The 21,764-nt window shown below is 64.2% G+C and carries 23 protein-coding genes; 6 read left to right on the top strand and 17 right to left on the bottom strand.

The annotated features are described in order from the left end of the window. The first annotated feature begins 12 nt into the window (after positions 1-12). A complete protein-coding gene (locus FJV43_RS11175; RefSeq protein ID WP_239626970.1) occupies positions 13-1,608 on the top strand; it encodes a hypothetical protein in 1,596 nt (531 codons plus the stop codon). A 208-nt stretch (positions 1,609-1,816) separates the two neighbouring features. Here FJV43_RS11175 and FJV43_RS11170 read toward each other — a convergent pair whose 3' ends face one another. From FJV43_RS11170 to FJV43_RS11160, 3 genes are all read right to left on the bottom strand, one after another. Continuing rightward, entirely contained in the window at positions 1,817-2,092 is a 276-nt protein-coding gene (locus tag FJV43_RS11170; RefSeq protein ID WP_239626969.1) for a hypothetical protein, read from the bottom strand. A gap of 248 nt (positions 2,093-2,340) precedes the next feature. Further along, the gene (locus FJV43_RS11165) at positions 2,341-2,571 is read right to left on the bottom strand and encodes a hypothetical protein (RefSeq protein ID WP_239626967.1); all 231 of its coding nucleotides are present in this window, start codon (positions 2,569-2,571) and stop codon (positions 2,341-2,343) included. A gap of 36 nt (positions 2,572-2,607) precedes the next feature. Continuing rightward, positions 2,608-2,850: a hypothetical protein gene (locus FJV43_RS11160; RefSeq protein ID WP_239626964.1), complete on the bottom strand. Its 243-nt coding sequence runs from the start codon at positions 2,848-2,850 to the stop codon at positions 2,608-2,610. A gap of 148 nt (positions 2,851-2,998) precedes the next feature. Between FJV43_RS11160 and FJV43_RS11155 the strand changes: the two genes are divergently transcribed. Further along, a complete protein-coding gene (locus tag FJV43_RS11155) occupies positions 2,999-3,424 on the top strand; it encodes a DUF5413 family protein (RefSeq protein ID WP_061880775.1) in 426 nt (141 codons plus the stop codon). 58 nt (positions 3,425-3,482) lie between these two features. After that, positions 3,483-4,025, top strand: a complete 543-nt coding sequence (locus FJV43_RS11150; RefSeq protein ID WP_239626962.1) for a DUF4112 domain-containing protein — start codon at positions 3,483-3,485, stop codon at positions 4,023-4,025. A 215-nt stretch (positions 4,026-4,240) separates the two neighbouring features. Here FJV43_RS11150 and FJV43_RS11145 read toward each other — a convergent pair whose 3' ends face one another. From FJV43_RS11145 to napE, 11 genes are all read right to left on the bottom strand, one after another. Continuing rightward, positions 4,241-4,534: a hypothetical protein gene (locus tag FJV43_RS11145; RefSeq protein ID WP_027560969.1), complete on the bottom strand. Its 294-nt coding sequence runs from the start codon at positions 4,532-4,534 to the stop codon at positions 4,241-4,243. Between the two features lie 209 nt (positions 4,535-4,743). Continuing rightward, positions 4,744-4,908 (bottom strand): DUF3309 family protein, encoded by a 165-nt coding sequence (locus FJV43_RS11140; RefSeq protein WP_239626961.1) that lies wholly within the window; start codon positions 4,906-4,908, stop codon positions 4,744-4,746. Between the two features lie 106 nt (positions 4,909-5,014). Then, on the bottom strand, positions 5,015-5,434 hold the full coding sequence (gene msrB, locus FJV43_RS11135; protein WP_239626959.1) for a peptide-methionine (R)-S-oxide reductase MsrB: 420 nt from the start codon (positions 5,432-5,434) through the stop codon (positions 5,015-5,017). A 24-nt stretch (positions 5,435-5,458) separates the two neighbouring features. After that, positions 5,459-6,163 (bottom strand): peptide-methionine (S)-S-oxide reductase MsrA, encoded by a 705-nt coding sequence (gene msrA, locus FJV43_RS11130; RefSeq protein WP_239626957.1) that lies wholly within the window; start codon positions 6,161-6,163, stop codon positions 5,459-5,461. Between the two features lie 195 nt (positions 6,164-6,358). After that, positions 6,359-7,717, bottom strand: coding sequence for a twin-arginine translocation signal domain-containing protein (locus tag FJV43_RS11125; protein ID WP_239626955.1), 1,359 nt, complete (start codon positions 7,715-7,717; stop codon positions 6,359-6,361). 99 nt (positions 7,718-7,816) lie between these two features. After that, on the bottom strand, positions 7,817-8,932 hold the full coding sequence (locus FJV43_RS11120; RefSeq protein WP_239626953.1) for an ATP-dependent RecD-like DNA helicase: 1,116 nt from the start codon (positions 8,930-8,932) through the stop codon (positions 7,817-7,819). Positions 8,933-9,020: 88 nt separating this feature from the next. Further along, positions 9,021-9,662: a NapC/NirT family cytochrome c gene (locus tag FJV43_RS11115; protein WP_239626951.1), complete on the bottom strand. Its 642-nt coding sequence runs from the start codon at positions 9,660-9,662 to the stop codon at positions 9,021-9,023. Further along, a complete protein-coding gene (locus FJV43_RS11110; RefSeq protein ID WP_239626943.1) occupies positions 9,659-10,129 on the bottom strand; it encodes a nitrate reductase cytochrome c-type subunit in 471 nt (156 codons plus the stop codon). Before FJV43_RS11110 ends, FJV43_RS11115 begins: the two co-directional genes overlap by 4 nt. Further along, complete coding sequence (napA, locus tag FJV43_RS11105) at positions 10,126-12,639, bottom strand: nitrate reductase catalytic subunit NapA (protein ID WP_239626942.1); 2,514 nt, start codon at positions 12,637-12,639, stop codon at positions 10,126-10,128. The genes FJV43_RS11110 and napA overlap by 4 nt, the downstream gene beginning before the upstream one ends. A 16-nt stretch (positions 12,640-12,655) precedes the next feature. Further along, complete coding sequence (locus FJV43_RS11100; RefSeq protein ID WP_239626941.1) at positions 12,656-12,985, bottom strand: chaperone NapD; 330 nt, start codon at positions 12,983-12,985, stop codon at positions 12,656-12,658. A 26-nt stretch (positions 12,986-13,011) separates the two neighbouring features. Further along, a complete protein-coding gene (napE, locus tag FJV43_RS11095; protein WP_239626939.1) occupies positions 13,012-13,194 on the bottom strand; it encodes a periplasmic nitrate reductase, NapE protein in 183 nt (60 codons plus the stop codon). A gap of 259 nt (positions 13,195-13,453) precedes the next feature. Here napE and FJV43_RS11090 point away from each other — a divergent pair, with 259 nt between their 5' ends. After that, positions 13,454-14,659 (top strand): LLM class flavin-dependent oxidoreductase, encoded by a 1,206-nt coding sequence (locus FJV43_RS11090; protein ID WP_239626937.1) that lies wholly within the window; start codon positions 13,454-13,456, stop codon positions 14,657-14,659. Between the two features lie 236 nt (positions 14,660-14,895). Further along, positions 14,896-15,678 carry a helix-turn-helix transcriptional regulator gene (locus FJV43_RS11085; RefSeq protein ID WP_239626936.1) on the top strand — a complete coding sequence of 261 codons (783 nt, stop codon included), beginning with the start codon at positions 14,896-14,898 and terminating at the stop codon, positions 15,676-15,678. Between the two features lie 123 nt (positions 15,679-15,801). Here the strand turns inward: FJV43_RS11085 and FJV43_RS11080 are convergent, their stop codons facing one another. Continuing rightward, on the bottom strand, positions 15,802-16,218 hold the full coding sequence (locus FJV43_RS11080) for a Rid family hydrolase (RefSeq protein WP_239626934.1): 417 nt from the start codon (positions 16,216-16,218) through the stop codon (positions 15,802-15,804). A gap of 299 nt (positions 16,219-16,517) precedes the next feature. On the opposite strand from FJV43_RS11080, the gene FJV43_RS11075 reads away from it, so the two are divergent. Next, a complete protein-coding gene (locus FJV43_RS11075; RefSeq protein ID WP_239626927.1) occupies positions 16,518-17,882 on the top strand; it encodes an amidohydrolase family protein in 1,365 nt (454 codons plus the stop codon). A gap of 201 nt (positions 17,883-18,083) precedes the next feature. Here the strand turns inward: FJV43_RS11075 and FJV43_RS11070 are convergent, their stop codons facing one another. Together FJV43_RS11070 and FJV43_RS11065 are read right to left on the bottom strand one after the other, a co-directional pair. Continuing rightward, on the bottom strand, positions 18,084-20,582 hold the full coding sequence (locus tag FJV43_RS11070; protein WP_239626925.1) for a hypothetical protein: 2,499 nt from the start codon (positions 20,580-20,582) through the stop codon (positions 18,084-18,086). A gap of 620 nt (positions 20,583-21,202) precedes the next feature. Next, entirely contained in the window at positions 21,203-21,628 is a 426-nt protein-coding gene (locus tag FJV43_RS11065) for a hypothetical protein (RefSeq protein ID WP_239626923.1), read from the bottom strand. Between the last annotated feature and the right edge of the window lie 136 nt (positions 21,629-21,764).

The following is a 21,764-nucleotide window of genomic DNA, read 5'->3' as shown; positions in this document are numbered from 1 at the left end:
AGTTGAGTAGAAATGGCTGATTACTATCCGCTGATCGCCCGTGCTATTGCCGCCTTGGACCCCAACGCTCCCGGCGAAAGCCGTCGCGCGCTCTATGAGAGGGCGCGCACGGCCCTGATCGCGCAGCTGCGGAGCGTGCAGCCGCCGCTTTCCGAATCCGAGATCACGCGCGAACGGCTGTCGCTGGAAGAGGCCGTTCGCAAGGTCGAATCGGAGGCCGCCCAGCGTGCCCGCGAGGCCTCTCGCCCGGGTGGCGGCGCCCGTAGCAGCGGTGATGCCTTCCGCCGGGCCAGCGCCCGCGCCGGCGAGGGTAACGCTCCCGCATCTCAGCCGGCTCCGCCGCGCACGCGACCGGCCCCGACGCCGCCGCGGGCCGACCGCCCGTCAATCAGCGTCGATGAGCAGGGCGAGGCCCCGCGCCCGCCCCGCGCTCCCCGTTTCGATGCCCCGCGCCCGCCGGGACCGTCCGCCCCCCCGCCGCCGCCGGAGCCGCCACCCGCCGGGCGCGATCGCGCGGGCGCGCGCCGTCCGCCCGACGTCGGACCCCCGCCGCCGCTGCCGCCGACACCGGGCGTGCGCGGCTTCCGGGACATCACGGCCGATGCCAACGATCTCGGCGGCGCTGCCGCGCAGGCCAGTCGCGCCGCGCGCCGCACCTATGCCAACGTGCCCTCGCCCTCGCCGGAATTCGACCGGTTGGAGCCGAGCCTGGAAAACCGCACCGGCGAGTCCGAGGCGCCCTATTCCTACGATGAAGCGATCGAGGAGGCCGAGCGCTACGCGCCGCCGTCGCCGCGTCCGCGCGCCGTGCCCGAGCGCGAGGCCAAGAAGCGCGTCCGCACCGGCTCGGCATTTCCGTTCAAGAGCGCGATCGCCGTTGGCATCGTTCTGATCCTGGTCGGCGCCGGCATCCTTTGGGGCAAGCAGGCCGTTCAGATCGTCAACGGCTTTCTCAAACCGTCCGCGACTCAGGTCGCGGAGACGCCGAGCCCGGCGCAACCGCAGAGCAAGCCGAAGATTCCGGATCGCGTCGGCCAGCCCTCGGCCAGCGACCAGCCTGTCGCGCCGGTGGCGCAGAAGGTCGTGCTCTATGACGAGGATCCGTCCGATCCGAAGGGCAAGCAATATGTCGGCTCGGTGGTCTGGCGGCTCGAGCCGATCAAGGCCTCGGGCAACCAGAAGGCCGATGTCGCCGTGCGCGCCGACATCGAGATCCCCGACCGCAAGTTCAAGATGACGATGTCGTTCCGCCGCAACACCGACTCCTCGCTGCCGGCGAGCCACACCGCGGAGCTGACCTTCATCCTGCCGCCGGATTTTCCGGGCGGCAGCGTCTCCAACGTGCCCGGCATCCTGATGAAGTCGAACGAGCAGGCGCGCGGCACGCCGCTCGCAGGCCTCGCGGTCAAGGTCACCGACGGCTTCTTCCTGGTCGGCCTCTCCAACGTCGATGCCGATCGCGCCCGCAACGTCCAGCTCCTGAAGGAGCGCTCCTGGTTCGACGTGCCCCTGGTCTACGCGAACCAGCGCCGCGCCATCATCGCCATCGAGAAGGGCGCCCCCGGCGAGCGCGCCTTCAACGACGCCTTCGCGCAGTGGGGCGACTGAGCTCTTCACCTCTCCCCAGCGGGGAGAGGTCGGATTGCCTCGGCGATGCGAAGCATCGTCCGGTGCAATCCGGGTGAGGGGCCGCATCATCTTGTGAGACCGCAACCCCTCACCCGGATCGCATCTATCGATGCGCTCCGACCTCTCCCTACGGGAGAGGTGAAGCAAACCGTCTCGCGGTCAGTGACCTAGTCGAAATTGAACCGTTTTACCGCGCCGCCGCTTCGCGCTTGCGCGATGCCGCGGCGGCGGCGTGCTCGCGGTCCATCACGGCGCGGCAGCCGGGGCTGACCTGCGACTTGTTCCTTACCATGCAGGCGGTGATCCGTGGAATGTCCGGGATCTCACTGGAGCACAGCCGCATCGCGTCGCCCGAGCACATCTGCTGTGCTTCGGACGAGAAGGCGAAGCCAGGTGATGTCTGGAGTGCGAGGCTGGTGACGGCGAAAGCGAAGAGCGAAGCGATCGTCTGATGGCGTGTCATGCAGATGGGTCCCCGATTTCCCTAGGGCTTGAGCCACTTGGTTCTTGGGGCGCCGCACGCGGCTTGATCTGCCGTACGTCACAGCCTTCACGCCGGGAACTCTGGTCCCGCATGTGGTCGCTCGATTTCTTGATGCTCGAATCGAAAGTGCTGCGCCGCCCGAGCGAAGTATGCGCCATTGGCACGCGGCTGCAATGGCCGGCGCAAAGGAATTCGCAATTGTTGCACGCGAGTCACGTCGCGCGCGATCAGATCAGCCGATCGGAGGATGCGCGCGCTTGTTCCGCATCGCTCACGCCGAGAGCGGCAGCGTGTTCCTCGACGGCGGTGACGCCCTTCGCCGTGAGCTCGAACAGATCGCCGTCCTTCATCACGTAGCCGTCGGCGATCAATTGCCCGACCTTGCCCTGCCGCTCGTCGGCAAAGGCAACGGATTGGCTGATGTCCCGCAGGATCGAGAGTTGTTCGTCGCGCAACATGGCATCACTCTCCGTTCGCGGGATGGGTTCCGATCCTCACATGCCGTGGCTCTGAAAGACCTTGCTGCAAGCGCGCGACAGCTTGGCGCGGTTGGCCTGCAGGCAGCCCTGCACGGCCATGTCGTTGCCGAGCTCCTTGCGGCAGAAGCGCGATGCATCCCGCGAGCAGGCCTTCTGCTCCTGCGGCGTGCCCATGTGGCCTTGGGCGAATGCGGGGACACTCGAGAGGCCGCCCAGGATTGCCAGCATGATTGTCGCCAGAACGAGTTGAGGGGACATCGGCGGCTCCAATCTGCCAGGGTCAAGTTCAGGTCCAGCATGAACTCGTCGCCTTGCCACTTGTTCCGCTCGGGTGAGGGCCCCGGCGCCCCGCTGTTCAAGGTTCCCGCTGCGCTGCTATAATATTGGCGAAGGGTGAGGGTATTTGATGAAACGCTATCTGGTGTTTGCGCTGGTCGGCCCGTTCGTGGGCGGGTTCCTGCTGCTGCTGACGACGACCTATCAGTCCGGCTATTGGGCCCAGACCAGCCTCGGCGAGGTCGGCAAGCTGTTCGCGGTGTTCTTCAAGACCCTGCAATACAGCTATCTGTTCGGCTTCCTGCCCGCGCTGATGATCGGCGCGGTCGACGACATCCTGATCCATATCCGCCGGATCGGTCCGGGCCTGCGGATGCTCCTGGTCGGCCTGTTCGCCTTCGTCCTGGCGTCGCTCACCTACAGCTCGCGCGGGCCGGATTCGGGCGCGGTGCAGTTCATCCTGTATGGCCTCGTCGGATTCGTGCCGGCGGCGATTTCATCCTGGCTCGTGCATCGCTATGTCGAGGAGCCGCAGGCAGCGGCGGCGCCGACCTGACGCGCGGCATTCGATCGCGGCGGCAACCTCCGTCGCCGCGGCGCGTTGTCCAGAGACCATGACCATGTCCGACGATGACATCCTTGCTCCTCGCAGATCCCGTACGGGGAGCAGCTCGCGTGCGCCCTTTTCCGGCAAGGAGGCGCGCGGGCCGATCATCGACCAGGAAGGCCACGAGATCAGGCCCGAGAGCCTGGAGCGGGGATTTCGCGAGTTTCGCTTCGAGTTCGGGCAAGGGAGTCCGTTCCGCAACCTGACGCGCGAGCAGCGGATCGCGCGTATCGAGGCGATCGCGAAGCTGCTCGACATCGCCTTCGTCCTGCCCGGCACCAACATCCGCTACGGCATCGATGGGCTGATCGGCCTGATCCCCGTCGTCGGCGACATCGTCACGACCGCGATCTCGCTGTGGCTGGTGCGCGAGGCCCGCGCGCTGGGCGCGCCCTGGTACATCACCGGGCGCATGCTCGGCAATGTCGCGCTCGACGGCGTGGTCGGCCTGGTGCCGTTCGCGGGCGACGCCTTCGACGTGATGTTCCGTGCCAACATGCGCAACGTGCGCCTGCTCGGCCGCTGGCTGGAGAAGCAGCCGCGGATGTAGGATCGCTCCTCTCCGCAATTGATGCATATGCTCGAACGGTCGTCATGCCCGGGCTTGTCCCGGGCATCCACGTTCTTTGTGCCGCGGCGCGAGGCGTGGATGGCCGGGACAAGCCCGGCCATGACGCTGTGGAAGCATGAAAGCCCCAAACGCAAAAAGCGCGACGGCCTTTCGGCCATCGCGCTTTCTGCGCACATCGGAGGCTTGCGAAAAGCTTACGCCGCGTCGGCGTCGGTCTCCGCGGCCGGCGCGGGCTTGGGCCGACGGGGCAGCGGGAAGGCTTCGCTCTCGTACAGCGAGCGGATGCCGTTCTGGTCGAAGCGGGCTTCCTCGACCTGGAGATAGGCGCCGTTCAGCGAATCCGTCGGCAACTGCTCCATCGCGAACTGCACGGCCTCGGCCGCGGTGCCGAACCGCCGATAGGTGAAACCTGCGCGCTTCTTCTTGCGGATCGCGGCGGGAAAGAGTTCGGCGGAGGTGTTGAAGTTGAACGGACGCAGTGGACGCATGGTCAAAGACCTCGTGATCTTCTCTGGGGCTTTAAGCGCGTGGGGTTGGGGAGGGCAGGAGCCGCCAGGCGGGCCCGCCGCATGTCATTCTCGTCCACTAATATAGGCCGATTTGACAGAAATGCGACCCCTGCGACGCGAGATGATGAATCCACGCATGGCAGCTCCGCGAGCGAAATAAATTGAATTATTTCAATAACTTAGATGGTTTACATCTTGCCAAGAAGCAGCAGCACGACCAGTACCACCAGCACGACCCCGCCGATGCCCATGCCGGAATGGCCCAGACCATAGCCGTAGCCGCCGAACCGGCCGGACAGGCCGCCGAGCAGATAGATGATCACCAGGATGATCAGGATGGTCCCAAGCGTCATGGCATCCTCCCTGGCGGCCGCCGAATGCGCTGATCGGCCGCACCGCCAAGGAAGAAAAGCACATCACACCGCCGGGTTCCACCGGGGAACCCGGCAGCGCCCAAGGTTATTTGGGCTCGAGCTTCAGCGCCGCGGAATTGATGCAATAGCGCAAGCCGGTCGGCCCGGGGCCGTCGGGGAAGACATGGCCGAGATGGCCGCTGCATTTGGAGCAGAGCACCTCGGTGCGGATCATGCCGTGACTCGTATCCCGCTCCTCGTCGATATGGCTCTCGACCGCGGGCTGGGTGAAGCTCGGCCAGCCACAGCCGGAATCGAACTTGGCGTCGGACGCGAACAGCACATTGCCGCAGCCGGCGCAGACATAGGTGCCGGCGCGCTCGTCGTGCTCATATTCGCCCGAGAAGGGACGCTCGGTCGCCTTCTCACGCAGCACCGCGTACTGCATCGGCGTCAATTCGCGCCGCCACTGCTCTTCGCTCTTGATGACCTTGTCGTCCGTGATCTTCGTCTTGGTGTCGGGCATGGGTCTCCCGTTTCTCTCTTGCGATCAGTTGGTGGCCTTGCTGGCATTCACCAGCGTCGGCTTCTCAATGTAGTTGTCCGCGAACAGCTTTTTCAGGTTCTCGACCTTCGGGATGTCGTTATAGGCGATGTAGGGCTGGTTCGGGTGCAGCGTCAGATAGTCCTGGTGATAGGCCTCCGCCGGATAGAACGCCTCGAGCGCGCCGAGCTTGGTCACGATCGGCTTTTTGAAGACCTTGGTCGCGTTGAGCTGGGCGATGTAGGCCTCGGCCACCTTCTTCTGCTCGTCGGAGGTGGTGAAGATCGCCGAGCGATATTGCGGGCCGACGTCCGGGCCCTGGCGGTTGAGCTGGGTCGGGTCGTGCACCACCGAGAAGTAGATCTGAAGGATCTTGCCGTAGGAGATCTTCCTCGGGTCGTACTTGATCTCGACCGACTCGGCGTGGTCGGTGCGCCCGCTCGAGACGGTCTGGTAGTCGGCGGTCGCCTTGGTGCCGCCGGCATAGCCGGAGACCGCGTTGACGACGCCCGCGGTGTGCTGGAAGACGCCCTGCACGCCCCAGAAGCAGCCGCCGGCGAGGACGGCGGTCTGGATGCCGTTCGCGGGTGCAGCGTCTACAACGGGGGCGGGGATCACGACCGCATCCTCCGCGGCCCGGGACGGCATCGTGAAAGCCAGCGTCAGGGCGGTGGTTGCGGCGAGCAGGGAGGCGATGGCGGTTCGGCGCATGGCAATCCTCTTTCGGAAGGGCTGACAGTCTAGGGCGGCCGGCAGCAGGCGAACAGCCCGCTCGGCCGCGTTTTCGTATCATCCGAGATACGGACGCAGCCGCCGATTGTTACGCCGGGGCGGACACGAGATCGTGACGGCGCGATCGCCCGGCGGCGCGGGCGACGTCAGCACGCCGCGCTTGCCCGCGCCCGCTCACGCCAGCGAATTGAACCAGTCGAACGCCGTCGACCGTCCGTTCAGGACGTCCGCCTCGCCATAGAGGCTCGACAGGAACGTGCCGCGATGGCTTGCGCCCTTGACCGGAACGCCCTCCGCGAAATGTCCGCCCGCGGCGATTGCGGGCTGCACCAGGCGTGGATGCAAAGCCTCGTCGGCCAGTCCGTAATAGAATCTGATCGGGGAATCATAATCCCAGAAGGTCGCGCTGTTGGCGCCGAGGCGGCGCTGGAGGGCGCTGTTCGCATCGCTGGTGAAGCGATCGAAGAAGCCATCGACGAGGAAATCGCCGGCGGGAGGAATGCTCTTCGCGATCTCGCCTTCGAGGCTGTAGTCGGACCAGTACGTCTCCGCGAACGCCTGATATTGCGGCTTGATCGCCGTCTTGAACAAGCCGTTCAGCCCGTAATAGCGCCGATAACTTCCGAGCAGGACGATCATGCAGGGCGTGATCCAGGCCGGCGGCATCGGATACGAGCTGTCCGAAGCCGGAATAAAAGCGGCGGGGTTCGCCCAGTAGTGAAAGCTCTCGGCGAGATTGTTGAACGGACTCTGTGTCGCGGTCGCACGCACCTTGATGCCGCGGCGCTGCATCTCCTGCTTCAGCCACTGCGTGTTCAGGGCACCCTGCGACCAACCGTTCAGGAACAGGGACGACTGGCGCAGGCCCAGTATCCGCAGCTCGAGCAGTCCCGCCTTCAAGATGTCGCTGCAGCATTGCACGGTCGCGCCCTTCACGGCATAGGCTTCGCTCCGGCCATTGCGATAGGGGCCCTTGCCGACATAATCGGCCGCGACGACCGCGTAGCCGTTGCCGGCGAAGCGCTGCACGTTGAACAAGGTCTCGATCGAATCGACGTTGTCGCGCAGCTCGTATGTCTCGTCCTCCAGCCGCAGCAGGTTCGAGGGGACCTGGTCGAACGACAGGATCGTGCCGTGCTGCCATGACAACACCGAAACAGCGCCGCGCGCGCCGGCCGGGACGGCAAGCAGGCCGCTGACCTTGACGCGTTCTCCCGTCTCCGGGATGCGCGTGAAGGTGACGATGCGCCTCAGCTCCACGTCATGGCGCGCCGCATATTTGTCGGCAAAGCTCGCCGGCAGAATATTGCCTTCGTTGAAGACGGCATAGAATTTTGCCGCCAGCGTATTGAGCCGCTCCTTCGAGATTCGCACCGATCTGCCGGACGCCGCAAAGGCAATCCCTGGAGCGGTGATCGACAGCGCGAGCGAACCGGCTGCCGCGCTCGCCGATTTCAGGAAGTCCCGACGGCTCGCTGTGAGACCCTCGAGATCGGTATGGGGATGCTCGGGCCTTGTTGCGCGCGCCATCATTCGCTCCACTCCAATGCGGTTTTCGTACGGATACATCGCAAAGCCTAGCGGGCAGTGAATGCATCTCGGTGAAGCCGCTCACTCGGAGATTGGCGAGTTCTACACCACCACGCTGAGCCGCTTCGCCGCCCGCGTGATGCCGGTATAGAGCCACCGGGCCCTGGAATCCTGAAACGCAAAGCTCTCGTCGAACAGCACGACATCGTCCCATTGCGAGCCCTGCGACTTGTGCACGGTCAGCACGTAGCCGTAGTCGAACTCGTCATAGGGCTTGCGCTGCTCCCAGGCGATCTGCTCGATGCCGCCCTCGAAGCAATCGGCGCGCACCGAGACCTTCGTCACCTTGTGGCCGAAATCCTCGTCGGGCGAGAGACGCATGGAGAGAATGCGGGATTTCGAGCGCGAGGTATTGCGCGACTTCACGCGCCACAGCCCGCCGTTGAACAGGCCTTTCTTGCGGTTGTTGCGCAGGCACACCAGCTTGTCGCCAGCGACGGGAAAGGCGTCCTCGATGTTCTGGCGCTGGCGCACGCGCATGTTGTAGGCGCGGCGGGTGTTGTTGCGCCCGACCAGGATCTGGTCGGCGCCCATGACGCGATCGGGATCGAGCTCCTTCCGCGACACCACCTCGCTCTCGCCGTAGCGGCCGATGTCGAGCTCGCGGCCCTCGCGGACGTCCATCGACATCCGCACGATCGGATCGTCCTGGGCCTGGCGGTGCACCTCGGTCAGCATCGCATCCGGCTCGGAATTGGTGAAGAAGCCGCCGCCCTGGATCGGCGGCAGCTGCGCGGGATCGCCCAGCACGAGGAGGGGACAGTCGAACGACATCAGGTCGCGCCCGAGTTCGGCGTCGACCATCGAGCATTCGTCGATCACGATCAGCTTCGCCTTCGACGCCGGCGCGTCGTCCCACAATTCGAAGCTCGGCTGCTCCTCGCCGGATTCGCGGGCGCGGTAGATCAGCGAATGGATGGTGGAGGCGCCGTCGCAGCCCTTGTTGCGCATCACCAGCGCGGCCTTGCCGGTGAAGGCGGCAAACTTCACCTCGCCATCGACGCCGTCGGCGATGTGCCGCGCCAGCGTGGTCTTGCCGGTGCCGGCAAAGCCGAACAGGCGGAACACGGGCGGCGTGCCGTTGCGGCCCGGCTTGGCCTTGAGCCAGTCGCCGACGGCCTTGAGCGCGGCATCCTGATGCGGGGTGAAAGTGGCCATGTCTGTCTTGAGGAGGGGCGAAAGAGGCGATTCGCCATCCCCCCAAAACTAACCATTCGCCCCGCCGGTTCAAGCGGGGCTGCCGGTCCTACTGCCAGCCGGGAACGCCGCGCATGTCGGGCAGCTGGTGGGCGATGCCCTTGTGGCAGTCGATGCAGGTCTTTTCCTTGGTGAACAGGAAGCGCTGGTGCGCCACCGAGGCCCGCGGCGACTGCTTGGTGATGTCCATGGAATCGGCGCTGTGGCAGTTGCGGCATTCCAGCGAATCGTTGGCCTTGAAGCGCGCCCATTCGTGCGCCGCCAATTCGAGGCGGTGATCCTGGAATTTCTCCCTCGTGTCGATCGTGCCGAAGATCTTGCCCCAGACCTCCTTGGAGGCCTGCATCTTGCGTGCGATCTTGTCGGTCCAGTTGTGCGGCACGTGGCAGTCCGGGCAGGTCGCGCGCACGCCGGAGCGGTTAGAGAAGTGGATGGTCGACTTCAGCTCGGCGTAGACGTTGTCCTTCATCTCGTGACAGCCGGTGCAGAACTTCTCGGTATTGGTCAACTCCAGCGCCGTGTTGAAGCCGCCCCAGAAGATCACGCCGGCAACGAACCCGGCCAGCACCAGGGTGCCGAGGGCGAACACGGAGCTCGGCCGGGTCAGCACCTGCCAGAGCTCGCGGGCGAAAGCCCAGCACCGCGCGATGAAGCCGCGTTTGACTTCGGGCTCGTCAGCGGTCGTCGTCATCGGCGGCCACCCGGGCTTGCGCGCGACAGCAGTGTGTCGATGTCGATGAAGTCGTTGCTGACCGGCGGATTGGCGGTGTTTTGCGGCACGTGGCACTCCGTGCAGAAGAAGCGTCGCGGCGAGACCGAGCCCAGGAACTGGCCGTCGCGGTCCATGAAATGCGTGATCGACACCATGGGTGCCTGCGATTCAGCGGTGCGCGCCCGCGCATGGCAGGACAGGCATTTGTTGCCGTTGAGGTCGACCTGGTAGCCGTCGATACTGTGCGGGATGACAGGCGGCTGCTCCGGATAGTTGCGCACCTCCCTCTCGGAGGTGTTGCGGTTCGGCAGCATCGGCGGCGCCGGGCCCTCGTCGTTGAGCGGGGTCGGGCCGCGCAGGCCCGACGTCACCGTCTGCGCGGTGAGCGAGCTCGCGCCGGCTGCGATCGCGAAGGCGAGCAGGGCGATTGCGGATCGTTTCATCATGACATGTTCACCCGCTCGATGCGCACGGCGCATTTCTTGAAATCGGTTTGCAGCGAGATGGGATCGGTGGCGTCCAGCGTCACCTTGTTGATCAGCTTGGATTCGTCGAACCACGGCACGAACACGAGGCCGCGCGGCGGCCGGTCGCGGCCACGCGTCTCGACGCGGGCACGGATGAAGCCGCGGCGGGAGACCACCTTCACCTCATCCCCGCGGCGGAGCTTGGCTTCCTGGGCATCGTCCGGATGCATGAAGCAGACGGCCTCGGGGAAGGCCTTGTAGAGCTCGGGCACGCGGCGCGTCATGGTGCCGGAATGCCAGTGCTCCAGCACGCGGCCGGTCGAGAGCCAGTAGGGATATTCGTTGTCGGGCGATTCCGCCGGCGGCTCGTAAGGCAGCGCGAAGATGCGCGCCTTGCCGTCGGGATGGCCGTAGAACTGCACGTCGGTGCCCTGCTTGACGTAGGGATCGCTGCCCTCGCGGAAACGCCACCTCGTCTCCTGGCCGTTGACCACCGGCCAGCGCAGGCCGCGCTCGCGGTGATAGGTGTCGAACGGAGCGAGGTCGTGGCCATGGCCGCGGCCGAACTGGGCATATTCCTCGAACAGGCCCTTGTGCACGTAGAAGCCGAACGCCTTGGATTCGTCGTTGAGATAGCCCGGCTCGATGTCGGTGACAGGGAATTTGTCGACCTGGCCGTTCCTGTAGAGCACGTCGAACAGCGTCTTGCCGCGGACATCGGGCTTCTTGGCGATCAGCTCCTCGGGCCAGACCTCCTCGATCTTGAAGCGCTTGGAGAACTCCATGAGCTGCCAGAGGTCGGATTTCGATTCGCCGGGCGCCGAGACGAGCTGATGCCAGAACTGGGTGCGCCGCTCGGCGTTGCCATAGGCGCCTTCCTTCTCCACCCACATCGCGGTGGGCAGGATCAGATCGGCGGCGAGCGCGGTCACCGAGGGATAGGCGTCCGAGACCACGATGAAATTGTCGGGGTTGCGGAAGCCCGGATAGATCTCCTCGTTGATGTTGGGGCCGGCCTGCAGGTTGTTGTTGACCTGTACCCAATAGGCGTTGATCAGGCCGTCCTTCAGCATCCGGCTCTGCAGCACGGCGTGGGCGCCGTTCTTGTCGGGAATGGTGCCTTCGGGCAGCTGCCAGATGTGCTCGGCGTGATCGCGATGCGCCTTGTTGGTGACGACCATGTCGGCGGGCAGGCGGTGTGAGAAGGTGCCGACCTCGCGCGCGGTGCCGCAGGCCGAGGGCTGGCCGGTCAGCGAGAACGGGCTGTTGCCGGGCGCGGAGATCTTCCCGGTCAGCAGGTGGATGTTGTAGACGAGGTTGTTGCACCAGACGCCGCGGGTGTGCTGGTTGAAGCCCATGGTCCAGAACGAGACCACTTTCGTCTTGGGATCGGCGTAGAGCTCGGCGAGCGCTTCGAGACGGTTGAGCGGCACGCCCGACATTTCGGCGGCCCTCTCCAGCGTGTACTCGGAGACGAACTTGACGAACTCGTCATAGCTCATGTCGGTGGCGTCGTTGGGCTTCGCCGCGCCCGTCGCCTTCTTCTGCAGCGGATGCTCGGGCCGCAGGCCGTAGCCGATGTCGGTCTGGCCGCGCTTGAACACGGTATGCTTGGCGACGAAGTCCTTGTTGACGCGGCCGGTCTTGATGATGTGGTTGGCGATGGCGTTGAGGATGTAGAGGTCGGTCTGCGGCTTGAACACCATGCCGATGTCGGCGAGGTCGAACGAGCGATGCTCGAAGGTCGAGAGCACGGCGACGCGGACATGCGGCGCAGAGAGCCGGCGGTCGGCCAGGCGCGTCCACAGGATCGGATGCATCTCCGCCATGTTGGAGCCCCACAGCACGAAGGCGTCGGTGGCCTCGATGTCATCGTAGCAGCCCGGGGGCTCGTCGATGCCGAAGGTGCGCATCATGCCGGCGACCGCCGAGGCCATGCAGTGGCGGGCATTGGGGTCGATGTTGTTGGTGCGGAAGCCGGCCTTGAACAGTTTGGAGGCGGCGTAGCCTTCCCAGATCGTCCACTGGCCGGAGCCGAACATGGCGACGCCGTTCGGTCCGCGCTTCTTGATCGCCTCCTTCCACTTCAGCTCCATGATGTCGAAGGCTTCGGTCCAGGTGACGGGCGTGAACTCGCCGTTCTTGTCGTACTTGCCGTTCGTCTTGCGCAGCAGCGGCTGCATCAGGCGGTCGTGGCCGTACATGATCTTGGAGAGGAAGTAGCCCTTGACGCAGTTGAGGCCGCGATTGACCTCGGACTTGGTGTCGCCATGGGTGGCGACGACGCGGTTCTCCTTGGTCGCGACCATCACCGAGCAGCCGGTGCCGCAGAAGCGGCAGGCGGCCTTGTCCCACTTCATTTCGCTGATGTTCCGCTCGGCGACGAGATTGGCGGCGAGCGCCGGAGCGGGCATGCCGGCGGCGGCCGCCGCGATCGCGGCCGCCTCCAACTTCAGCATCTGGCGGCGGTCGAGCTTGGGCGATGTCATGATGGCTCTTCCTGACTCAGGCGGTTTCGATGGCGTGGAAGACCAGCGCCGCCGAATAGACGTTTGGCAGCGACTGGATGGTGTTGAGCAGGGTGCCGAGGCTGCCGGAGTCGGGCGCTTCGGTCACGACGACGAGCTTGCCGCGCGCGTCGCGGCCGTAAATCTCGCAGCCGGGCAGCGCGGTGATCTCGGCTTCGAGCTCGGCGAGACGTTCGGGACGCGCCTGCACCAGGATGCTGGCGATCTCGGCGCCCGGGGGCGGGATGATGCGATCGGCGCTGAGCACCCGGCCGGTGATCAAGGCTCGTCGGTTGAGTGTGGCTCTGTGGGGGGCGGCTTGGGCCATGATGCCTGTCTTTCGCTTCGGGGGAATCAATGTCGGGACGGCGGGCCGGGAGGGCCGGCAAACATCTGGTAGATCCAGACCCCGAGCCCGTAGCTGCCGACGGTTCCGACCGCGAGGGCGGGCATCACGACCGCGGTCAGGAACAGGAAGGCGAAAATCTCCATGCGCTTGCGGCGCACGCGCGAAGTCGCGTCGTCTGGGGCCGACATATTCGGTCTCATCTGAAATGTGGGGATTGGGACGGCATCCGGGCCGTTGCCTTGCTGCACTTCTGATGCAATCGGGCCTTCGCGGCGTTGATCTGGATCAATCTGCCGGTTTGCGCGGATGTCGCAGCGCTGCGTCGCGGCGGTGCGATATGCCATGCACGGGTGTGGGATCGTTCTCCCGCACGACGGAATTGCCGCTCCGTAGACAGCGCCGCCTCACCCACTAAGATGCGATCAACAACAAGAAGCGGGAGGCGTCATGAAGTTCGGCATCTTCTACGAGCTACAACTGCCGCGGCCCTGGGTGCCCGGCGACGAGCTCAGGCTCTACCAGAACGCGCTCTCGCAGATGGAACTCGCCGACAGTCTCGGCTACGACCACGCCTGGGTCGTCGAGCATCACTTCCTCGAGGAATATTCGCACTCGCCCTCGCCGGAATCGTTCCTGGCCGCAGCGAGCCAGCGCACGAAGAACATCAGGCTCGGCCACGGCATCCTCCAGCTCACCACCAACCATCCGGCGCGTGTCGCCGAGCGTGTCGCGGTGCTCGACCTGCTCTCGAACGGCCGCTGCGAATTCGGCATGGGCGAGAGCGCGTCCATCACCGAGCTCACGCCGTTCGGGCGCGACATGGAGACCAAGAAGGAGGTGTTCGAGGAGGCGGTCGCCGCGATCTTCCCGATGTTCAGGGATGCGGGCAGCGAGCACCACGGCAAGTATTTCGACATCCCCTTGCGCAACGTGGTGCCGAAGCCGGTGCAGAAGCCGCATCCACCGCTGTGGATGGCGTGCTCGCAGCTGCCGACCATCGAGCGCGCCGGCCGCCACGGCTTTGGCGCGCTCGGCTTTCAGTTCGTCAGCGCCGATGCCGCGCACGCCTGGGTGCACGCTTATTACAACGCGATGACCAAGCGGCTGCACAAGCTGGCCGATTACGAGATCAACCCGAACATGGCGCTGGTCTCGTTCTTCATGTGCGCCAAGACCGACGAGGAGGCGCGTGCGCGCGCCGAGGGGGCCACCTTCTTCCAGTTCGCGCTGCGCTTCTACGGCGCCTCGCAGAACCGCCAGCGTCCCGCGCCCTACACCGTCAACATGTGGGACGAATACAACAAGTGGAAGCGCGACAATCCGGAAGCGCAGGAGGCGAGCTTGCGCGGCGGCCTGATCGGCTCGCCCGAGACCATCCGCAGGAAGCTGAAGCGCTTTCAGTCCTCGCACATCGACCAGGTCATCCTGCTCAACCAGGCCGGCAAGAACAGCCACGAGCACATCTGCGAATCGCTGGAGCTGTTCGGCCGCGAGGTGATGCCGGAGTTCCAGAAAGATCCGGCGCAGGCCGAATGGAAACGAGGCGTGATGAGCGGCGAGATCGAGCTGGAGGAGATCGACACGGAGGCCTTTACGGATCGCTACGGCAAGCTCGCGATCAACGTCGCGCCGGCGAAGGCTGCGGCGGGGTAGGGCTCGCACCTGGCCGCATGGGCCCCGGCTCAGCAGCGCATCGCTGCACGCTGCGCTGCGTCCGGGGCACGAGACTGTCGATCGACTTGCTCCTCTCGTGTCCCGGACGCGCTGCAGCGCGCAAGCGCTGCTGCGCAGAGCCGGGACCCGGAGGCGTCGTGAGCCGCCGTCTCCGGCTTTCGGCAACATCCCGCGCCTGCTATCCTCCGCTAAAAGAACTTCGGTGGAGGAAACCAATGCGGCCCCAAGGGATGGTCTCAAATCCTGCGGCCGGCGATGTCACGCCGGCGGTGCTCGCCATCGGCCGGCCTGACTTTCCGAACATCCTCATCGACACGCTGCGCCGGCAGGCGGGGGTCGGTCATTGCATGGTGTTTGCGCTGACGCGCGCGGGCGCGGCCCGTTGTTTGCTGGACGCCGGCAACATCCCGATCGGCGGCGATCTCGGCGCCGCCTATGCCGGCCAGTTCCACGAATCCGATCCGAACCGCGATGCGCTGTTCGAGGCCGAGGGCGATGCGCCGATCATGCTCCCGGCGTTCGCCCCGCGCATGTACGGCGCGCGCTATCGCAAGATCTTCTTCAACGATTCCGGCATCGTCGACAAATGCGCGACCGCGATCTGGACCGGCGACACCTGCTTCTATGTCAACTTCTACCGCATCGCGGCGCAGGGCCGCTTCGGCGACGAGCAGCGCCGACGGCTCGAGGGAATCGCACCGGCGATCGCGGCGAGTGTCGCCCGCCATTTCCAGGCAAACGCAACGCCGGACCAGACCCTCGCCGCGCTGTTCGCGACGCGCGCGCCGCTCGCCGATCTCACGCCGCGCGAGCAGGACGTCTGCCGGCGTATCTTGTCCGGCTTCAGCTCCGAAGCGATCTCGCAAGCACTCGGCATCAGCCTGCATTCGACACTGACCTATCGCAAGCGCGCCTATGAGCGGCTCGGCATCTCCTCGCAGAGCGAGCTGTTCGCGATCGTGCTCCGCTTGCTCTCGGGACCTCACAGCCTGAACTGAGGGACACTGGGTTCGCGATATCTGCTTCCGGGAGCAAAGCGGACACGCAGTCTGGCCGCCATGATCGTCGCCTTTTGGACCCGGAGCTGACGTTGTCGGGCAATGCGCGTGACGTTTAATCATCTAGGCTTTTGCAAGATAAACTACAGATGGTTCCACCTCGACAAGAAATTCATCGTTCGCGAGGCTTGGCACTCCAATCCATGTAGCACACGGCGGATCGTCACCGAACGTTGCTCTGAGTGCGCCACTGATGGCCTCGCCCTCGTGCATATGGCTTTGCTTTATGTAGAGCCGCAATGCACCGACCTGATCAAGTTTTGCGCCTACCGATGCAAGTGCGACAGCGAGGTTCTCCAAGCTCTTTCGGAGTTGGCGCCCGATATCTCCCGCGCCAACGACCTTTCGATCGGCGTCCCAGGCGACTTGACCGGACACGTGCACGGTGTCACCGAAGGGCGTCGGGACAACCACCACTTGCGCGAATCCATAATGTAGGCTGTCAAAGATTCCGGTCGGAGAATGTACCCGTCGGCTCATGGGCGCTCCTTAGTCAGTGTGGCCCAATCAGCGACGCCACCGCTCTGCAAATAGACCACATGAATATATAAGGGAAACTTCGGCTTTTGACCCTTCGCTGCCGTTAAAGCGGTGCCGCTACATGACGGTTCAGAGGGTAGACCGGAAGTCTGCAGCCGAGCGCTGGACTGACGCTTTGACCCATTTTGGACATCAGCTGCAAACCCACGCCCAGCCTCGTTGAAACGTGCTGGCCGAGCTTGTATGCTCAACGCAAAATTGTGAAGGCTCGGAAGACATCGGTCGGGAGGGCGCGCAAAATGAATCCAATCTCCCGAAGGATTATTGTCGCGACGCTTCCGCTTGTAGCAATTGGGCTTGCGGCCGCCGCTCGCGCTCAAGGCAGCCCGTCATCCAATACCGGTGCGACGTTGTTCCAGAATGTGCGCATCTTCGACGGCAAGGGCGCTTCACTCTCCGCATCGTCCAATGTGTTGGTCAGAGGCAATATCATCGAGCGCATCTCGACGGAGCCGATCGCCGCAGACCCAGGCGTATCTGTGATCGCCGGGAACGGGCGAACCCTCATGCCCGGCCTGATCGACGCCCACTGGCATGCGATGCTGATCCGGCCAAATCCTGCCCAGGCGATAGCGGGTGACGTCGGATACAACAATATTGCCGCAGCCGTCGAGGCGACCGACACGCTGATGCGTGGTTTCACCACGGTCCGCGACGTAGGCGGTCCCGTATTTGGACTGAAAGCCGCCATCGATGCGGGATTGGTGGCAGGGCCCCGCATCTATCCCTCGGGAGCAATGATCACGGTGACCAGTGGACACGGGGATTTTCGCCAGCTGTCGGAGCTGCCGCGCACGATCGGCGGCATGCTCAGCCGCATGGAGCAGATTGGCGGCAGCGTGGTCGCCGACAGCCCCGACGAAGTCCGCGTCCGCGTCCGCGAGCAACTCATGCAAGGTGCCTCCCAGATCAAGCTGACGGCCGGTGGCGGTGTTTCCTCGCCGTTCAGTCCCATCGACGTGTCGACTTTCACGGAACTGGAACTGCGGGCGGCCGTTGAAGCGGCCGACAATTGGGGCACTTACGTCACTGTCCACGCGTTCACGCCTGCAGCAATCCAGCGGGCGATTGCCGCCGGTGTGAAGTGCATCGAGCACGGCTTCCTCATGGATGATGCCACCGCCAAACTGATTGCCGAAAAAGGGATATGGCTCAGTACGCAACCTCTCCCGGAGGAATTGAGGGAAGGCTTTCCGCCAGGCTCGGTCCAGCGAGCCAAGGCGGATGAGGTCTGGCCCGGCATAGCCAGATCCTACGAGCTGGCGAGGAAGTACAAGATCAAGACGGCGTGGGGCACCGACGTCCTGTTCTCTGCAGCGCTGGCGCGCCAACAAGGGGCCATCCTGGCCTCACTCGCTCGCTGGTACACGCCCGCCGAAGCGCTGACCATGGCGACATCGACAAACGCCGAACTGCTGGCGCTATCGGGCAAACGAAATCCTTATCCCGGCAAGCTCGGCCTCGTGGAACAGGGCGCACTCGCGGATCTGCTGCTCGTCGACGGAAATCCCCTGGACAATATCGGCCTTCTTGCCGACCCCGCCAAGAATTTCAAGATCATCATGAAAGATGGAATCATCTACAAGGATGCGCTTGCCCGTTAGCAGCAACGTCATCGCGCTGTTCGATGGGTCGCGCTCGATTCCAGGGCAAGTACCAACCCGGGCCGGGCAATTCGGCTTGTAGCCCGTTCGAGACATCCAGCGATATCCGCTCTGTGGCCGCTATCGGGGGAAAGCGGAAGTCCCCCGGCGCGCGCATTTTTGGGCGCAGACTGGCACGGCTATCCAGTTGCCGCGGGTCGGTTACCGGCTTCTCGCACGAGCGTTCGCGCGCCATCGCTCGGGGAGGCTCTGCGGCGAGGCGGCCGGTTTCCACTGCAGGGACACGACCCAGTTGTCGAAGACCGTGTTGAAGCTCCCGGACTGGTACGAGAAGTTCTCGTACGCCGGCCAAAAGTAACCGGCATCGGCTGCGTAGGTAAAGAGCGTCCAGGTATGGGGCTTCTTCCAGAACGCGTTGCCGCCGTCCGGGTCCCCGTCGAGGGCGCTGAAGTCGAGGAAGAGCCAGAGAGGTGCATTCTTGGTGCCGAGGTTCGTATCCGGCGAGTTGAACTGCAGCGCGTTCCAGTAGATCCCAGGTCCGGCTCCGGGATCAGCATCGTCCACGAGCTTCTGCAGCCGCCAATAGAAGCTCGCGTCGCCGGTCATAGTGGTCTCGCCGGTGAACGTGATCAGGCCAGCCTGCGGGCCTGACTGGATGATGCCGCTGATGGAGGTGGTCCCGCTGATTGTTCCGCTCCCTTGCAATATGCCGCCGGGAGCAGGCGTATCGGTGCCGGTCGCTGCAATGGTGACCGGGCCCGAGACCGTCCCACCGTTCATGAACAGTGTGCCCGACTCGCCGACAACAACCGCGCCGGTCACCGTGCCGGCGACCTCCAGCGTCGCCGCGTAGGATACCAGCACCTCGCCGGCACCCGTTGCTGATCCACCGGTACCGCCGGCAATCAGCGTACCCCCATTGACCCTGATCAGACCGGAAAGCGTGCCGCTGCTGTCTGCACTCAGGGTCAGCGTGCCGGGACCGAAGATCGTCAGGCCCGCCGATCCCTCGATGGCGGCTGCGATCTGCGAACTACCGCCGCTGGCATTGGTGTAGATCAGGCCTTCTGCCGCGCCGAACGAAAGGCTCGCAGTAGCGATGCTGCCGCCGTTCATGATGAGGCCCGCGGCGTCGCCGCTCGCCTGGCTTCCGACCAGAATGCTCGCATCGCCGCCCGTAATCGCCCCGCCGTTCACTTCGAGCGCCGCCACCTGCGGCACACCGCTGCTCTCGACCGCCTGGCTGTCGACGACCTCGTAGACGGCATCGGCCGGAACGTCGTTGATGCCGACATCCGTCGACGACACGGTCGCCGCGCTCGCGAAGCCCTCGGAGGGCGAATAGGTCAGGAACTTGCCCGAACTGGCCGCGTCGTCGTCCTCTCCGAGAATGTAGGGAGCGACGATCCCGTTCGTGATGATGGGCAGGTTTGCTCCCGTTCCTGCCACGAACACCTGTTGCGTCAGCCCAAGCTGGGCCATGCCGCCGCCCGGCACGATAACAAGAGTTCCGCCGGAGTTGCGGACAATGTTCGTCAGGGTACCGTCGTCATTGCCCCCGATTACGACGCGATAGTTGCCGCTTCCGGAAAGCTGCAAGGCGCCTCCTGTAGAGCCGATGACGAACGTCGCCAGAGATCCCGAGGCGATCTGCACATCGACCGTCGCGCCGTCCGAACGAAGCTCGAGTATTCCGCCGTTCGTCACCATCACCCTGAAGCTGCCAAATGGTGTGCCGGATGTCCGGGTACTTGCCAGCGTCCCAGCGCCTACGGTGTTGTGTCCCATCAGCTGGTTCGTGTTGGTGAGCAGGAGCGTGCCTTCGCCGTATTTGTGGAGGCCGCCCAGCCCGGAGATCGGCGCGACGACGGTCAGCGTGCCGCCGTTCGTGTTGATGACCTTAGGCTGGTTGATCGTCCACGTGCTGGGTTCATATCCGGATGTCGAGGGCAGCGCCGACGGCGAGATCGCCCAGGCTTGCCCCTGCCAGAGCACGGCGTAGACGCCCCACCCGGTGAGCGCGTCGGTGACGACCTGGCTGTAGTCTTCGGAGGGTAGCGGCAGATTTTCCAGCGTCCATCCGCTGGGCATCTGCGCGATCTGGACGGTCTGCGGATTGCTGGACGGGAGGTTGGGTACGTTCTCGAACGAGGCGGGGAAAGCGTTGTTGATGGTGATCGTGCCGCCCGTCAGGTTCACCGTGAGCGGCGCGAGGACATGGCCGCCGTTATTTTCCATGTATCCCTTCGTCGTCTGGGAAACGGAATACCAGCCAACCGCGAAATTGGCCAAGACGATCGTCTGCGGACTCTCGGACACGTTCGGGGCCAACTGATCGGCGAGCCACGCGAGGTCCGGATTGGAAGTGCTCGTCAAATGATAGAGATCAGGCCCGATTCCGCAGGCCGACAGATAGTCGGCCATCCCGCTGGTCATGCCGTCCACGAAGCTGCCGCTCTCGCTCGACGTCCGCATCAAGCCTGCGACCACCCTTTCCAGGTTGATCGCCACGGGGTCGTCCTCGCCGTTGTAGACCGCAGGAGCAACCTGCGTGAAGCCGTTTGCCGACAGCCAGTAAAGGCCCATGACCATCGACGTCGGGCCGCAATAGGCTTCACCGTCCCCCGGCAGGCTCTGCCCGAAGGGCCCGAAATCGGTCTGGATGATCGAAGGCGTGCTCTTGATGGGGTCTTTCCACATGGGGCTGGTCCACTCCTGTCCGACAAGGCCACGGTACGCGCTTGAGCCGCAGGTTAATGTCCCGTCAATTGCGGGACACAACTTGTGGATACTTTAGTTGGTCGATACCGTCTAAGAGTGTAGAGCGGAATCTTGAAAGTAGGCAAGCTGGGTCTCCAGCTTGGCCGGGCAGGGACGGCTTAGGAGTTCAAGCGCGGGCCGCCGAGCGGCAGCATGTTCGTCGTGAGTGGCGCATATCTGCCACCAGCGGCGATGTCCTGCGGCAGGGCCTGATAACAGGTGGTGTCGCGGCCGTCCTCGTAACGCGAACGTCTACTTCTGAGGCGTGCTGCGAATCCTGGAAGTGGCACCTTTGAGATATGGCGACCGGCTCTGAAGATGTCCGTTCATTGGGGCAGACCGGACGTATCCGACTGACTGCTCAAACGGCGCCTTTGACCCGAAGCCGACCTTTTCGGTTGAACTCCTCAGAGGTCAATCAGATATTCAATGAGGGCAGAACCAACGACGGCCCGGTATTCGGAACCAAGGAAGCAGCCCCCTCTCGGTGTTCTTAGATCAGGGCGGTCACGGGGGTAGGCAGGCCCGAGTAAGCTTCGCGCAAGCTGCGAGGCTGGCGGCTAGATTACGAACGTCGTGCTAAGGTTGAGGACCGCCTTTATCACCCACTGGCCCCTGATCGTAAAGGTCATCGGATCGGGGTTGGGTATCTCGAAATTGAAAAAGACGCTTCCATTCTTGTTAAGTGCCACGCCCGACAGCGCATTTGGCAAAAATGACACGTTTTGAGTGACGTCGCCACGATGTCCCTTTATGTCCTTCAATGACCATGGACCGCTGAAATTGCGCACAAGTTGGCTATCTAATTGGAAGTCTGTGTCCGAAACACCGGATCCAGAAATTGCTCCGGAGCAGCCTAATAATGCTGCGATGTTGGCTATTCTGCTGCCAATCTTAAACGATATCGAAGCGGCACCCGATTCCGTGCGTATCCTTAGTACGTGCGCAGCAATAAACCAATCGTCTGCTTTTGTGTCTACCGCCAACACTGCCTCCCCAGGTTTACAGCCTTGATGTTAGTGCAATACGCATGTGAGGAGGTTCATGCTCGCTTGCGGGCCGTAGGGTGCCCAGCTGTGCAGCGGCATTGAGCAGAGGTGCAATAGCGATGGCACACCAGCG

The organism is Bradyrhizobium sp. I71 (genome assembly GCF_022354745.1).
GTDB lineage: Bacteria > Pseudomonadota > Alphaproteobacteria > Rhizobiales > Xanthobacteraceae > Bradyrhizobium > Bradyrhizobium liaoningense.
The sequence above is the reverse complement of the archived record's forward strand: the minus strand, read 5'-3'. Positions and strand labels throughout refer to the sequence as shown.